This window comes from Wolbachia endosymbiont of Culex quinquefasciatus Pel, assembly GCF_000073005.1.
Taxonomy (GTDB): Bacteria; Pseudomonadota; Alphaproteobacteria; order Rickettsiales; family Anaplasmataceae; genus Wolbachia.
In genome coordinates, this window is record NC_010981.1 from 346,157 (window position 1) to 359,357 (window position 13,201).

General features: G+C 36.9%; 18 protein-coding genes. All 18 read left to right on the forward strand.

Going from position 1 to position 13,201, the window contains the following annotated elements; genetic code table 11:
• On the forward strand, nucleotides 1–873 hold an 873-nt coding region (locus tag WP_RS01605), incomplete at its 5' end, for a terminase gpA endonuclease subunit (protein ID WP_012481804.1).
• Nucleotides 863–1,087 (forward strand): gpW family head-tail joining protein, encoded by a 225-nt coding sequence (locus tag WP_RS01610; RefSeq protein WP_007302937.1) that lies wholly within the window; start codon nucleotides 863–865, stop codon nucleotides 1,085–1,087. The genes WP_RS01605 and WP_RS01610, both read left to right, overlap by 11 nt.
• On the forward strand, nucleotides 1,088–2,506 hold the full coding sequence (locus WP_RS01615; protein ID WP_007302936.1) for a phage portal protein: 1,419 nt from the start codon (nucleotides 1,088–1,090) through the stop codon (nucleotides 2,504–2,506).
• Complete coding sequence (locus tag WP_RS01620) at nucleotides 2,506–3,552, forward strand: S49 family peptidase (RefSeq protein ID WP_012481770.1); 1,047 nt, start codon at nucleotides 2,506–2,508, stop codon at nucleotides 3,550–3,552. The genes WP_RS01615 and WP_RS01620 overlap by 1 nt, the downstream gene beginning before the upstream one ends.
• 141 nt (nucleotides 3,553–3,693) lie before the next feature.
• Complete coding sequence (locus WP_RS01625; RefSeq protein ID WP_007302934.1) at nucleotides 3,694–4,065, forward strand: head decoration protein; 372 nt, start codon at nucleotides 3,694–3,696, stop codon at nucleotides 4,063–4,065.
• Between the two features lie 25 nt (nucleotides 4,066–4,090).
• Nucleotides 4,091–5,095, forward strand: coding sequence for a major capsid protein (locus WP_RS01630; RefSeq protein WP_012481769.1), 1,005 nt, complete (start codon nucleotides 4,091–4,093; stop codon nucleotides 5,093–5,095).
• Nucleotides 5,096–5,192: 97 nt separating this feature from the next.
• Entirely contained in the window at nucleotides 5,193–5,498 is a 306-nt protein-coding gene (locus WP_RS01635; protein WP_012481768.1) for a head-tail joining protein, read from the forward strand.
• Nucleotide 5,499: 1 nt separating this feature from the next.
• A complete protein-coding gene (locus WP_RS01640) occupies nucleotides 5,500–5,997 on the forward strand; it encodes a phage tail protein (RefSeq protein ID WP_007302874.1) in 498 nt (165 codons plus the stop codon).
• Nucleotides 5,994–6,470: a hypothetical protein gene (locus tag WP_RS01645; protein ID WP_007302875.1), complete on the forward strand. Its 477-nt coding sequence runs from the start codon at nucleotides 5,994–5,996 to the stop codon at nucleotides 6,468–6,470. Before WP_RS01640 ends, WP_RS01645 begins: the two co-directional genes overlap by 4 nt.
• Nucleotides 6,457–6,921, forward strand: coding sequence for a phage baseplate assembly protein V (locus tag WP_RS01650; RefSeq protein ID WP_007302876.1), 465 nt, complete (start codon nucleotides 6,457–6,459; stop codon nucleotides 6,919–6,921). Before WP_RS01645 ends, WP_RS01650 begins: the two co-directional genes overlap by 14 nt.
• Nucleotides 6,921–7,175: a PAAR domain-containing protein gene (locus tag WP_RS01655; RefSeq protein ID WP_007302877.1), complete on the forward strand. Its 255-nt coding sequence runs from the start codon at nucleotides 6,921–6,923 to the stop codon at nucleotides 7,173–7,175. The genes WP_RS01650 and WP_RS01655 overlap by 1 nt, the downstream gene beginning before the upstream one ends.
• Before the next feature lie 2 nt (nucleotides 7,176–7,177).
• On the forward strand, nucleotides 7,178–7,513 hold the full coding sequence (locus WP_RS01660; RefSeq protein ID WP_007302878.1) for a GPW/gp25 family protein: 336 nt from the start codon (nucleotides 7,178–7,180) through the stop codon (nucleotides 7,511–7,513).
• Between the two features lie 2 nt (nucleotides 7,514–7,515).
• Nucleotides 7,516–8,301: a baseplate assembly protein gene (locus tag WP_RS01665; RefSeq protein WP_007301818.1), complete on the forward strand. Its 786-nt coding sequence runs from the start codon at nucleotides 7,516–7,518 to the stop codon at nucleotides 8,299–8,301.
• Nucleotides 8,301–9,461 carry a phage tail protein gene (locus WP_RS01670; RefSeq protein WP_007302879.1) on the forward strand — a complete coding sequence of 387 codons (1,161 nt, stop codon included), beginning with the start codon at nucleotides 8,301–8,303 and terminating at the stop codon, nucleotides 9,459–9,461. Before WP_RS01665 ends, WP_RS01670 begins: the two co-directional genes overlap by 1 nt.
• Before the next feature lie 665 nt (nucleotides 9,462–10,126).
• Nucleotides 10,127–11,428 carry a group II intron reverse transcriptase/maturase gene (gene ltrA, locus WP_RS01680; RefSeq protein ID WP_007302929.1) on the forward strand — a complete coding sequence of 434 codons (1,302 nt, stop codon included), beginning with the start codon at nucleotides 10,127–10,129 and terminating at the stop codon, nucleotides 11,426–11,428.
• Nucleotides 11,429–11,598: 170 nt separating this feature from the next.
• The gene (locus tag WP_RS01685; RefSeq protein ID WP_044475433.1) at nucleotides 11,599–12,252 is read left to right on the forward strand and encodes an ankyrin repeat domain-containing protein; all 654 of its coding nucleotides are present in this window, start codon (nucleotides 11,599–11,601) and stop codon (nucleotides 12,250–12,252) included.
• A 38-nt stretch (nucleotides 12,253–12,290) separates the two neighbouring features.
• Nucleotides 12,291–12,764 carry an ankyrin repeat domain-containing protein gene (locus WP_RS01690; RefSeq protein ID WP_007302927.1) on the forward strand — a complete coding sequence of 158 codons (474 nt, stop codon included), beginning with the start codon at nucleotides 12,291–12,293 and terminating at the stop codon, nucleotides 12,762–12,764.
• 4 nt (nucleotides 12,765–12,768) lie between these two features.
• On the forward strand, nucleotides 12,769–13,200 hold the full coding sequence (locus tag WP_RS01695; protein WP_007302926.1) for a DUF2924 domain-containing protein: 432 nt from the start codon (nucleotides 12,769–12,771) through the stop codon (nucleotides 13,198–13,200).
• Nucleotide 13,201 lies beyond the last annotated feature (1 nt).

The following is a 13,201-nucleotide window of genomic DNA, read 5'->3' on the forward strand; positions in this document are numbered from 1 at the left end:
TTACTGAAAGTTTGGATAAATACTACGCTTGGAGAAACTTGGGTAGATAAAGGAGAAGTACCTGATTGGAAGCAATTATTTAACAGGAGAGAATTTTTTCCCGTAGGCACAGTACCAAAAGGTGAAGTGGTTCTCACAGCAGGAGTAGATGTCCAAAAAGATCGGTTAGAAGTAGAAGTTGTAGCATGGGGAAAAAGCCGTGAAAGTTGGTCAATAGACTACCGAGTATTTGAAGGAGATACAGGAGGTAGGGAAGTATGGGGAAAACTCTCTGAGCTTTTAAATCATCATTTTATTGGTGAAAATGGGCTTGAATATATGATAAGCATGATGGCGGTTGATGCAGGGTATGCAACGCAGGAAGTATACAACTGGGTAAGAGGTCATCAGGGCTCTGGAAGAGTAATGGCAGTCAAAGGTGTAAATAAAGCTCTAGTGCCACTTAGCAGCCCAAGTAGAGTTGATATAACAGTTGGTGGTCAAAAGCTGAAAAGAGGAATAAAGCTCTGGCCAGTAGGAGTATCGATATTAAAGTCAGAACTTTTTCAATTACTTAATGTTTTAAAGGACGGTGAAGAAGCTCCAGCAGGATACTGTCATTTTCCCGAGTATGCACCTGAATATTTTAAGCAGCTAACGGCAGAGCAATTAGTCAGCAAAGTGGTAAAAGGATACACCAAACAAGAGTGGCAAAAGGTAAGAGAAAGAAATGAAGTGCTAGATTGCCGAATTTATGCGAGAGCAGCATCTATTGCACTTGGAATTGATCGTTGGCCAGAGAGTAAATGGAATAGTTTGAGTGGAAAAATGGAAAGCAAAAAGCCTAAAAAAGTAATACAGAGTAAGTGGCTTGGTAATCAAAATGTACAGTGAAGAATATTTAACTCAAGTTGAGAAAGCAATTCAAAAACTGCAAAGCGGAGAAAGAGTTGTCTCAATTGCATATGGTGACCATGTTGTGAGGTACGGGGAAGTTCAAATAAATGATTTATTGAATTTAAGACAACGAATTAAGGCTGAGTTAAAAGTTGCAGGCATGAGGCCAAAGAGGAAAATTGTTTTTTCAACGAGTAAAGGAATTTTATAAATGCTGCTAAAAACCTTCAAGCAATTATTTAACAAACCAAAGATAAAAAGCTCAGCGTGGGATACAGCAGGTTCAGGAAGAAGATTTTTTCACTTTCAACCAGAGTTAGGAAGTATAAACAATTTGCTGTCTCAAAGCCTTGAAACTTTACGTAGTAGATCACGTGATATGGTGAGAAAAAATCCATATGCAGCAAATATTATTGATACAATAGTAAGTAACTCTATTGGAACAGGAATAAAGCCGCAATCAAAAGCAAAGAATGCAGAATTTCGAAAGAAAGTACAAGAATTATGGCTGAAATGGACAGATGAAGCAGACAGTAGTGGAGTAAGTGATTTTTATGGATTACAAGCTCTAGTGTGCAGAAGTATGATAGAAGGTGGAGAGTGTTTTGTACGCCTCCGAAATCGTAAACTCGAAGATGGATTTTCTGTACCATTGCAACTTCAAGTATTGGAATCAGAGCATTTAGATAACAAAAGCAATCAAACACTTGCAAATGGCAATATTATTCGTAGTGGCATTGAATTTAACCGACTTGGGCAAAGAGAAGCTTATTACTTATTTAGAGAGCACCCAGGTGAAGGTTCGTTTGGAGAATCAGTTAGAGTACCGGCAAATGATGTTTTACATATCTATAAACCTTTAAGGCCTGGACAAATTAGAGGAGAACCTTGGCTTTCTAATATACTGCTAAAGCTTTATGAGCTTGATCAGTACGATGATGCGGAGCTGGTAAGAAAGAAAACTGCAGCAATGTTTGCTGGATTTATTACGAGACTCGATCCTGAGGCAAATATTTTAGGAGAAGGTGAAAGTAATGAGCAAGGAGTAGCACTATCTGGCCTAGAACCTGGAACAATGCAGCTTTTAGACCCAGGAGAAGACATAAAATTTTCAGAGCCGTCTGATGTTGGAGGAAGTTATGAAGCATTCATGAGACAGCAACTGAGGGCAATAGCAATAGGCACAGGGATAACATACGAACAACTAACAGGAGATTTAACCGGTGTTAATTATTCATCAATCAGAGCAGGACTGATAGAGTTTCGTCGTCGATGCGCTATGCTGCAACATAACATTATGGTATTCCAATTTTGTAGACCAGTATGGAGTAGATGGCTAGAGTTAGCAGTACTTTGTGGAGAACTCCGTATAGATGAAAAAGTGGCAAAAGCAGCGAAAGAAGAAGTAAAATGGATACCACAGGGATTTGATTGGGTGGATCCACTGAAAGATCAACAAGCACAACAGATGGCAGTAAGAAATGGCTTCAAGAGTCGCTCAGAAGTTGTTTCAGAATTGGGTTACGATGTTGAAGAAATTGATCAAGAGATTGCCGAAGATCAAAAGCGAGCTGATTCTTTTGGACTTTGTTTCGATTCTGACATTAATCATAAAAGGGAAGGAAGGTGATGTGGATAAATAAACCAGTAATGGTAGAGAGAAGAAGCTTTGAACTATTATCATTATATAATAGCAAACAACCTATCTTTAAGAACTTAAAGCATTTTCATATAAACCCAAAAGGAATAGCAATAATACGTATTTATGGAGTTTTGACAAAAAAAACAGAAGCTTTTGATCATATTTTAGATATGACTTCGTATGAAAATATTCATGAAGAGATAGAGAGTGCTTTAGAAGATAAAAGCATAGAGACGATTCTACTTGACATAGATAGTCCAGGTGGAGAAGTAAATGGAGTGTTTGATCTAGCTGATTTTATCTACGGTGTAAGAGGAAAAAAGAGGATAATAGCGATAGCAAATGATGATGCGTACTCTGCTGCATATGCTATAGCTTCAAGCGCTGAAAAGGTTTTTGTGTGTAGAACCTCTGGTGTTGGAAGTATAGGTGTTATTGCAAGTCACATTGACCAAAGCGGTTTTGATGAAAAGCAAGGAATAAAATACACAACTATTTTTGCAGGCAAGAGAAAGAATGATTTAAATCCACATGAGCCAATGACGTCTGAAAGTCTGGAAAGCTTACAAAAAGAAGTAGACCGACTATATGAAATGTTTGTGCAGCTAATAGCAAGAAACAGAGGTCTTTCAATTGAAAAGATTCGATCAACAGAAGCAGGTCTATATTTTGGCGAGAAAGCAGTAGAAATAGGTCTTGCAGATGGAGTTACAACATTTTTTGAATTTATTAACAAAGGAGAAAATACTATGAATAAACAAACTACAACTGACCTAGAAATTGATGACCTAGAAACTGATAATTTAACTAAGTATCGTACTGAAATTGTTGAATTAATACGTTTATGTAACTTATCACGAATGCCAGAGAAAATAGGAGAATTTATTGAGCAGGGTGTAAGTATTGAGCAAGCGAGGGAAGTTTTAATGGAATTACTTGCAGAGAGAACGAAAAAGACAGAGATACTGAGTGCAATACCACAGAATTCGCAGGAAGATTTGATGACACAGGTAGCGAAAAGTCGGTGCATTTAAATTTTATAACCGCCATATATAGTGCTCTGCGGTAAATAAGTGTCCAAAATGTGCCATAATGGCTAATTATAAGGTAATAACTGCGGTGTATAGCATTTATAAACACGGCGGTAAAAAAATAAAAAAAGGAGAGAAAAAGACATGATAAGTATAACTGAAGGAAATAATTTAGGCGATCTTCTGAAATATGAAGTGTCCAACCTATATTCAAGAGATCAAATAACAGTAGCTAAAGGTCAAAATCTTAAGCTTGGTGAAGTAGTTGCCAAAAAGACGGAAGATGGTTTTATTAGAGTACTTAATCCTGTTGGAACAGATGGCACACAAACAGCAATAGGTGCAATAGTAAGTGATGTAAATGCGACAGAAAATTCCAAAGCAGTAATTATTACTCGTGGTGCAATACTAGCAGATCATGCAGTTGTGTGGCCAGCAGGTATCACTGAAGAGCAAAAAGCTGCAGCAATAAAGCAACTTGAAGGACGAGGGATCATTGTCCGCAAGGGAGTGTAACTTAAATTAATAAGGGGGAAAAAGAATGCAAAATCCATTTACAAATACAGCATTTAGCATGACGGCACTAACAAATGCGATGAATATATTGCCGATAAATTATGGACGGGTTGAAAATTTAAATTTATTTCCAAATAGGTCAGTAAGATTTAGACATATTACAATAGAAGAACATAACGGAGTTTTAAGTTTACTACCAACGCAAGTTCCAGGGGCGCCAGCAACAGTAGGAAAAAGAGGAAAAAGAAAGGTAAGAACGTTTACGATTCCACATATTCCACATGATGATGTAGTACTGCCAGAGGAAGTACAAGGAATAAGGGCATTTGGATCAGAGAGTGAACTTAAAGCGCTTGCAGACGTAATAACTGACCATTTACAGCTAATGAGAAACAAGCACGCAATAACATTAGAGCATTTGCGAATGGGAGCGCTGAAAGGAATAATTCTGGACGCAGATGGCAGTGAATTATTAAATCTGTACAACGAATTTGAAATCACGCCAAAAGTAGTAAATTTTGCCCTTGGAACAGCAACAACTGATGTAAAGCGTAAGTGTCTGGAAGTATTGCGACATATTGAAGACAACTTAAGTGGTGAATATATGACGGGAATTCATGCACTCATAAGCCCTGAGTTTTTTGATGCACTTACTTCTCATACTAAAGTGAAAGAAGCATATGAGAGATGGCAAGAAGGAGCAGCGCTTCGGAATGATATGAGGTCAGGGTTTACGTTCTGTGGAATAACGTTTGAGGAATATAGAGGGCAAGCAACTGACCCTGAAGGAACGGTGAGAAGATTTATTGAGAAAGATACAGGGCACTGTTTTCCACTAGGAACAGCGAGCACATTTACAACATATTTTGCACCAGCAGATTTTAATGAAACAGTAAATACACTAGGACAGCCACTATATGCAAAACAAGAGCCAAGAAGATTTGATAGAGGAACAGATTTACATACGCAGTCAAATCCTCTGCCAATGTGCCATAGACCTGGCGTATTAGTAAAAGTCGCTATAGCTTAACATACTGGTAGAGTAACTACAAGGTAGGTGAGGCACAGAACGACTCTACCGGTATGCGCTTTCTTAGCATGTAAAGGTTAGTATATCAAAAAGAGATATGCAAGAGAATATTAAGCGATTATTAGAAGATTGTTTTGCCCATTTAGGAGAAGTAGCTTTGTATGAGTCGAAAAATAAGGCGTACATGGTACAAGTATTAAAGCAACAGCCAGATAAATTATACGAGATTGGTGAAGGACAATTTGTGGGGGAGATGTTGATTTTGGAGGTGAGTGTCTTTGATATATTAAAGCCAATGGTAGGAGATATCTTCGTTATTGGTAACTGTAAGTATAAGGTGCACTCACTACCACTTAGAGATAAATCTGGAATGATCTGGCGAATCGAAGCGTCTGGGGTGTAAAATGTCTGTGCATATAGAAGTTGAGGTAATAGAAAGTGCAAATGCTAAAAGAAAAAAAATAGAATTAGCAATAGTGAGAGCGTTAAACAGAACAGCACTATGGCTAAAATCAAAAGCAGCTAAGAAAATCAGTGAGGAAAAGAAAAGTTTGATAAGAAAGAGATTAAGAATTTTTAAGGCAAAAACTAGCAGATTAGAAGTGTTAATTAGAGCAAATCTCTATGACATTAGAGCATCGACAATTGGCAAAATACAAAAAACAAGAAGAGGATCGAAAGTAGGAAAGCATGAGTTTATAGGAGGATTTGCAGCAGTTATGCCAAAAGGAAATAGCGGTATGTTTAAACGTGAAGGAAGAGCAGCATTGCCAATAAAGGAAGTTAAGTTGCCACTCGAACCTGAGGCTTCAAGGATAATAGAAAATTTTGTTAATTATGAAGTTGAAAAGGTATTTGAAAAATTCTTCCACCGCGAATTAAGTTACATTACACCTATATGAATTGGCAAGATTTACATAAAGCAATTTGCACTAAGTTAAAAGAAGAAATATCAGCAATACAGACGTGCGAAATTTATCCAGCAATAAGGAAAGAATTATTAGCGCCAGCGGTGTTTGTGGAACTTAGCGGATTTGAAAAAGGACATGATCCTGGAACAGAAGAATTAGCGCTGAAAGCAAGATTTGAAGCAAGAATTGTGATTGATAGCACAATAGAAAATGCCCCTGTTATTGTTAGAACATTAGCTGCTGAGGTTGCGAGAGTAGTAAATAAAAATACTTGGAATGTGGAAAATGTTTCACCAGGAGAATTTATCTCTGCGGAAATTGACGGATTTAGGCCAGAATTAGATGCGTATCTTGTTTGGGTAGTTGATTGGGTTCATGAGATACATATTGGTAAATCAGTGTGGTCAGAAACTGGAATTAAGCCGCATATTATAGAGATAGGTAACGTACATGTTGGATCATAGTTTTGCGATTTCAGAGCTGAATAGGAAGCTAGCAAACGTTATTCGTATAGGAGTGGTAAAAGAAATAGATTATGAAAAAGCAAAAGTAAGAGTTAAAATAGGAGAATTTTTAACAGATTGGTTGCCATGGATAACAAGTAAAGCAGGAAAAGATAGAGATTGGTCTCCGCCAGATATTGATGAGCAAGTAGTTATACTTTCCCCGCTGGGAGAATTATCTTTAGGAGTAGTACTTCCTGGAATATATCAACAAAAGTACTCTGCACCAGAGAATAAAAAAGAAATAAATAGTGTGAAGTTTCAGGATGGAACAAGACTGTTATATGATAAAGAGAAGCATCATTTGGAGATTGAAGTAATGGACAAAGTAACACTGAAAGCTGGGGAATCAAGTATAGAAATGACAAAAAGTGGAATAAAATTGAAGGCAGATAAAATAAACCTTAATTGATGAATAAATCGGTTGTGCGAGTAGGAGATCATTGTGCAGAAGCAACACCACATTTTTGCGTTAGTGGCAGTAACAATGTTTTTGTAAATGGTAAGCCAGTTTGCCGTAAAGGAGATAATTTTACAGAAGGAAGAGCATTAACTGAAGGGTCAAAAACAGTGTTTGCGAATGGCTATAGTATAGGAAGAGTAGGAGATATAGTTTCATGTGGGTTTAAAGTAATAAAAGGCAGTGAAAGCGTTTTTGCAAAATAGAAATGAAGGGTATGGATGCTAAAACAGGAAAAGCGTTAGAAGGAATAGAGCATTTAAAGCAATCTGTCGTAGATATTTTAACTACCCCTATTAATAGCAGAGTAATGAGGAGAGATTATGGGTCAAGACTATTTGAATTAGTAGATAAGCCAATAAATAGAGATTTAACTTTGGAAATCTATGCAGCAACAGCAGAAGCACTGGGGAAATTTGAGAAGAGATTTAAGTTAGAAAAAGTAAAGATAACAGAAGTAAAAGAAGGGAGAGTAACATTGAATTTAGAAGGTGTCTATCTTTCAGAAGGTAAGTTCATAAATATTAATGGAGTAGTTGTTTAAAAATGCAGCAGCCAAATATTATCGAACCACTGAACTTTGAGGAAATATTTTTCAGAATGAAAGAAGAGTTAGTGAGTCGGGATGCAAGCTTTACAGGATTGGTGGAAAGTGATCCAGCGATAAAGATTCTGGAGGTAGCAGCATGGCGAGAACTTTTGCTCAGACAAAGGATGAACGAAGCAGTAAAGAGTAATTTACTGAAATTTGCAAAGGGAGAAGATCTTGATAATTTGGCTGAATTTTATGGAGTAGAGAGAGAAAAAGAAGAAGAGGATGAAAGATTTAGAAAGAGGGTAAAAGCAAAAATAGCAGGTTGGTCAACAGGAGGAAGTAAGGAATATTATAAATATCATGCACTGTCAGCAGATAGTAGAGTAAAAGATGCACTAGTAGAATCACCTATACCAGGAAAAGTACAAATTTCAATCTTATCAACACAAACTGGCATATTGTCAGAAGAGCTACTAGAAATTGTAAAAAAGCAGGTTACTAGAGATGATATAAGGGTTTTAACAGATACAGTAACAGTAGTTGGTTGCAATATTACGGAAATAGATATTCACAGCAGAATGAGCATAAGTCCTGTAATATCGAAGGAGGAAATCAAGAAGCAGTTTATTGAGAAGTTTGAATTAGCAAAAAGATTAGGGTGGAGTGTAACAAGATCGTGGATAATAGCGAATCTATTTGTAGATGGTGTAGAAAACGTAGAATTAATCGAGCCAAAAGAGGATGTTGTTGTGCTAGGTAATGAGTGTGCAAATTTGCGAAATTTAAAGATTGAGTAATGCTATTACCCCCAAACGCGACAAAGCAAGAGCAAGCATTGGTTGATGCAATCGATTACAAAGTTGATCCAAGTTGCATCAGGAGATTTAAATTTAGTCTTAAAGAAGAAACATTGCCGTGGATAATAGAAGAATATGGTTTAGAAGAGATACTGCGTTGGGTAAAAGATAGAAGAAAAGCCGTAATAGAAGGAGTAAAATTTCAAAGACTGCGAGGAACTCCAGCATCACTAAAAATAGCACTAAAATGGGCAAATATAGAAGATATTAAAATTATTGAAGAACCACCTGGTAAACATTTTTTTGAGTTGCAAGTAGGGATAAAAGAGGTACCAAATGACTTCTTCGTAGATGCAGTAGTAGAACTTGCAAAACTATCACTGCCTGTAAGATCCAGATTGATGAGGATTTTTAACGATTATTATAATGTGCAGAGATTTATATTGGATGAGAGTTTATTTGGAGATCTTCTTTCTGATTATTCAGGGGTAAAAATAGAAAAAGATGGACCAGTGTTATCATTTGGAAGAGTAAATTTTTTCAGGTCTAGTGGTCCAGTTATTAGGATTATAGAAAACTATCTACGCGATCATTATGAACGAGCTTTAAGCAATGATATATATCGCCTAGATGTAGCAGTACTTGGAGAAACAGAGGCTCATACAAAGGATTACAAAGGCATTTATGAAAGAAGTCATCAGTGGTACAACTTAAAAGCACTATATCCTCTATCACAGAGCTTATTACCAGAAATAAAGTTTGCCAAAGCACAGATTGTACTGTCAGATAGCTGGAAATTAGGAGAAATAAATGGGTGCTTTCCAGTAAGTAGCGTAGAAGAAAAAGGAAATAAATTTGTATTGGGAAACGATAAACTTTCAGGGCAACGTTGGAATTTAAAACACAAGCCAATTTTAGAAAGATTCAGTATTATCCATCGTTACAAAGTAGAAAATTATACAGATCAGAAGGTCAGAAAATATGTTTTAGCAGAACACAACATTTACTATAAAAACGACTTATATTCAGAGCAAAAAGACTCAATACACGAATTAGAAAAGCACATTTTAGTGTTTTACCCGGGAGTACTGAAATGGCACGAACATCGACATTTGCACAGAAGTTGGAAAAATAGTCAAGTAATATCTATAATAAGTTAAATACTTATATTTAGATCCTCATATATTATATTAATAATAGGTTAAAATGTATGAAATAAAAAGAAAAGGACTTGCTTTCTCATGCTAAAAAGGACATGACTTGAATAGCGGCAGGTAAATATAAGAAATTTGTCTGGCGCTAGAAAAGCTAATTTTGTGAGGTATGAAATGGTGCGCCAAGAAGTGCTTGGAGAACAGTTGGTGAAAATCCAACATAAACAAAGTCTAGCCAACAGTTTAGAACAGACCACTATGTTGCATGAGGTAACGAGTGTAATAGAGCTAGTGGAATGGACAATGCAGGGTACAACGAAAGTGAAGGGATTGAGTCCCGAAATACCTGAAGACATAGAGGTCGACATTTTCATTTCGGTGGAAGACAGCATGAGGGATAATGCAAAGGCGAGTTATCACTCACTCTATCGGGATCTGAGACCGTGCCATGTATTGAAATGGACTTCAAGTGAACTTGGGAGATCCTATGCATTCCTATAAAGGTACGCTGGAACAAGTCAACAAAGGCAAGAACTAGCGGAAGATGCAGAGGAAGTCGGACTGATTGATAGTACTCGGAGTGTGGGAAAGCCACGTACAAGGGGAAGCGATCAGCAATATAGTAACTGGTATAGGGATTGCTATGCCAATACAACGGAGGTTGGAATAACATGCAAGATAAACTAAACCAGATAGCAGTAAGAGCAAAGCAAGATAAGCGACTGAAATTCACATCGCTAATACATCTAATAAATGTAGGAAACCTTGCAGAGTGTTATAAAGAGCTAAAGCGTAACAAGGCTTGTGGAATAGACTGGGTAACAGTGGAAGCTTACGGAGAAAATCTAAAAGAGCGACTGGAAGGACTAGTGGATAGTATGAAGGGAAAGCAATATCAACCACAACCGGTGAGGAGGGTGTATATACCAAAAGCCGGAAGTAAAGAGAAACGCGGACTCGGAATACCATCAACTGAGGATAAGTTGGTACAGATTATGCTGAAGAAGATATTAGAAAATATTTACGAGGCAAACTTTCTGGACAGCTCATATGGATTTCGACCTGGAAGAAACTGTCATCAAACGGTAAATGCACTAGATAAAGCAGTTATGTACAAACCAATAAACTACATTGTAGAAGTGGATATCAAGAAGTTCTACGATAATATACAGCATAAATGGCTAATGAGATGTCTAAGGGAACGAATAACTGACCCAAATTTACTGTGGTTAATAAAGCGTTTTCTTAAGGCAGGGATAGTTGAAGCTGGATATTATGAAGCAACAAAACAAGGTACACCCCAAGGTGGTATAGTAAGTCCTGTATTAGCAAATATATACTTACATTATGTGTTGGATTTATGGCTTGAAAAGAAATTTAAACCAAGATCCAGAGGATATATACAACTAATAAGGTTTTGCGACGATTTTGTGGTTTGTTGCGAAAGTAAGGTAGACGCGGAAGAATTTCTGGAATTACTGAAACAAAGGTTAAATAAATTCGGGTTGGAAGTATCTGAAAACAAGACCAGAGTAGTAAAGTTTGGCAAGAGGGAGTGGCAACAAGCGATAAGAGAGAAACGAAGGACGGAAAGTTTCAATTTTCTGGGGTTTACGCACTATGGTGCAAAAAGTCGTCTTGGTAGATTAATGATGGGACATAAAACCTCAAAGTTAAATCTAGCCAGAAAACTAAAAGAAATCAAAGAGTGGTTGGAAAAAGTCCGCGGAAGTATTCGACTTAAAGATTGGTGGCAAGTACTGAAGGCTAAATTAACAGGACACTATAACTACTTTGGTATTAGCGGAAATTATTGGTGTTTAAAACAATTTTATACATCAGTAAGAAAGCTAGCATTTAAATGGATAAATCGGCGTAGTCAGAAAAAGAGTATGACCTGGGAACAGTTTGTACACTACGTAGAAGTAAATCCATTACCAAAGCCAAAAATACATTTTTCTTTATATGCATAAGAGGGACGACTGTGAAAACTAATATTGATGAGCCGTGTGCGGGAAATCTGCAAGCACGGTTCTTTAGGGGGAGTTGTAGTAATAAAACTCAAACGAGAGGAGTAAAGCTACAGCTTCTACCAAACAGTTTTAGCAAGAGTAAGTTTTTTAAAGAAGTATCAAGTAAGGATATTAATAAAAGAAATGAAGAAGGAGAGACGATATTACACCAAGCAGTAGAAATCTCCAATTACAAAACAGTGAGGTTCTTAATAAAGAAAGGAGCAGAGGTAAATGCAAGAGACAAAAATGGTTATACACCTCTGCACTGTGCAGTATTCGCAAAAAGTTTAGAAAATGTAAAAGTGCTGCTAAGAGAAGGAGCGGAAGTAAATGCTACTCAATATGTCACTGGATGTACGCCACTCCACTCTGCGTGCAAAATAGGAGGAGCAGGAGTTGAAATAATAAAAGAGCTAGTGAAGGCCGGAGCTGAGGTTAATCAACTGAATAAATATGGTGCAACACCAATGTATTACATTTGGGAAAGTGAAAAGTATTGTTCATGGAATAGAGAAGAGAATGAAAAGGCGAGTAAATTTCTGAGAGAACAAGGAGGAATAACAAGAAGTAGAGAACTGACATGCTATGGAATAGAGAGGCTAGTGGGAGAAATAGCAGACATGTTGAATGGGAGCTACATGCCGGAGCTAAAAATAATAGAGATAGGAGAAATAAGGAAGAGAGACAAATCGCTAATAAAGGAAGAATGTAAAAATTTAGCAAGCAAGATAATGAGCCAAGTGAACGAAATGATAGATGAGGTAGCGAAAAGGAAGGTTTAAAAGAGGGATTTAAATTTAAAGAAAAGGTGAGGTGGATTATGTTAAAGCTTGGCAAATTTAATAAATCAGCAAAAGAATTATTAGAGAACTCATATAAAAATATTTATGCAAGAGACGAGAATGGAAGAACAGCTCTGCATTATGCAATAAACGCAAAAACAGTGAGGGTATTAGTTGAAAAAGGAGTGAATGTAAATGCAGCAGACGTAGGAGGATATACAGCACTGCACCTAGCGGTAACGGAGAAACGTCTAGAAATCGTGAGAGAATTGATAAAATCAGGAGCAGAAGTAAATGCTGAGGAATATGGAAATAAATGCATACCTCTACACCTTGCGTGCATGGTAGGTGAAAAAGAAATAGTGGAGGAGCTAGTAAAAGCAGGAGCAGAAATAGAGCAAGCAGATAAATTTGGAATGACAGGGATGGATTATGCGAAAAATAGTAAAGAGATAACCGAGGTATTAAAGAAAGAAACAGACAGGATTGAAAAGCTATTTATGAGAGGCTAAAAATATGGAGGAAGAAACAGAAAAGAAAGTAATGAATTTAGAGAAAAAAGCGTTGGCAGAACTGAGAAAAATATGGAAGAAGGTATATGAGGAAGAAGCACCTAGATACTCAAAGAAATATCTGATACCAAGATTAGCTTATAGAATGCAGGAAAAAGCGTATGGAGAAATGTCAAGAAAAGGAGCAAAAAGACTGGAGTATCTGGCAGATCGGCTAGAGAAGGGAAAAAGAATAAGTAGCGATAAATTACCAGTAGAAGGGACAGAATTAATACTAGAGAGAGGAGAAGAGACACATGCGGTAATGGTAACAGACAAGGGTTTAATCTACCGAGAAGAATTTTTCACATCATTATCAGCAGTAGCCGGGAAAATAATGGGAATGAGCTACAACGGACCTTTATTATTCGGTATGCGTGATAAAAATGAAAATTGAA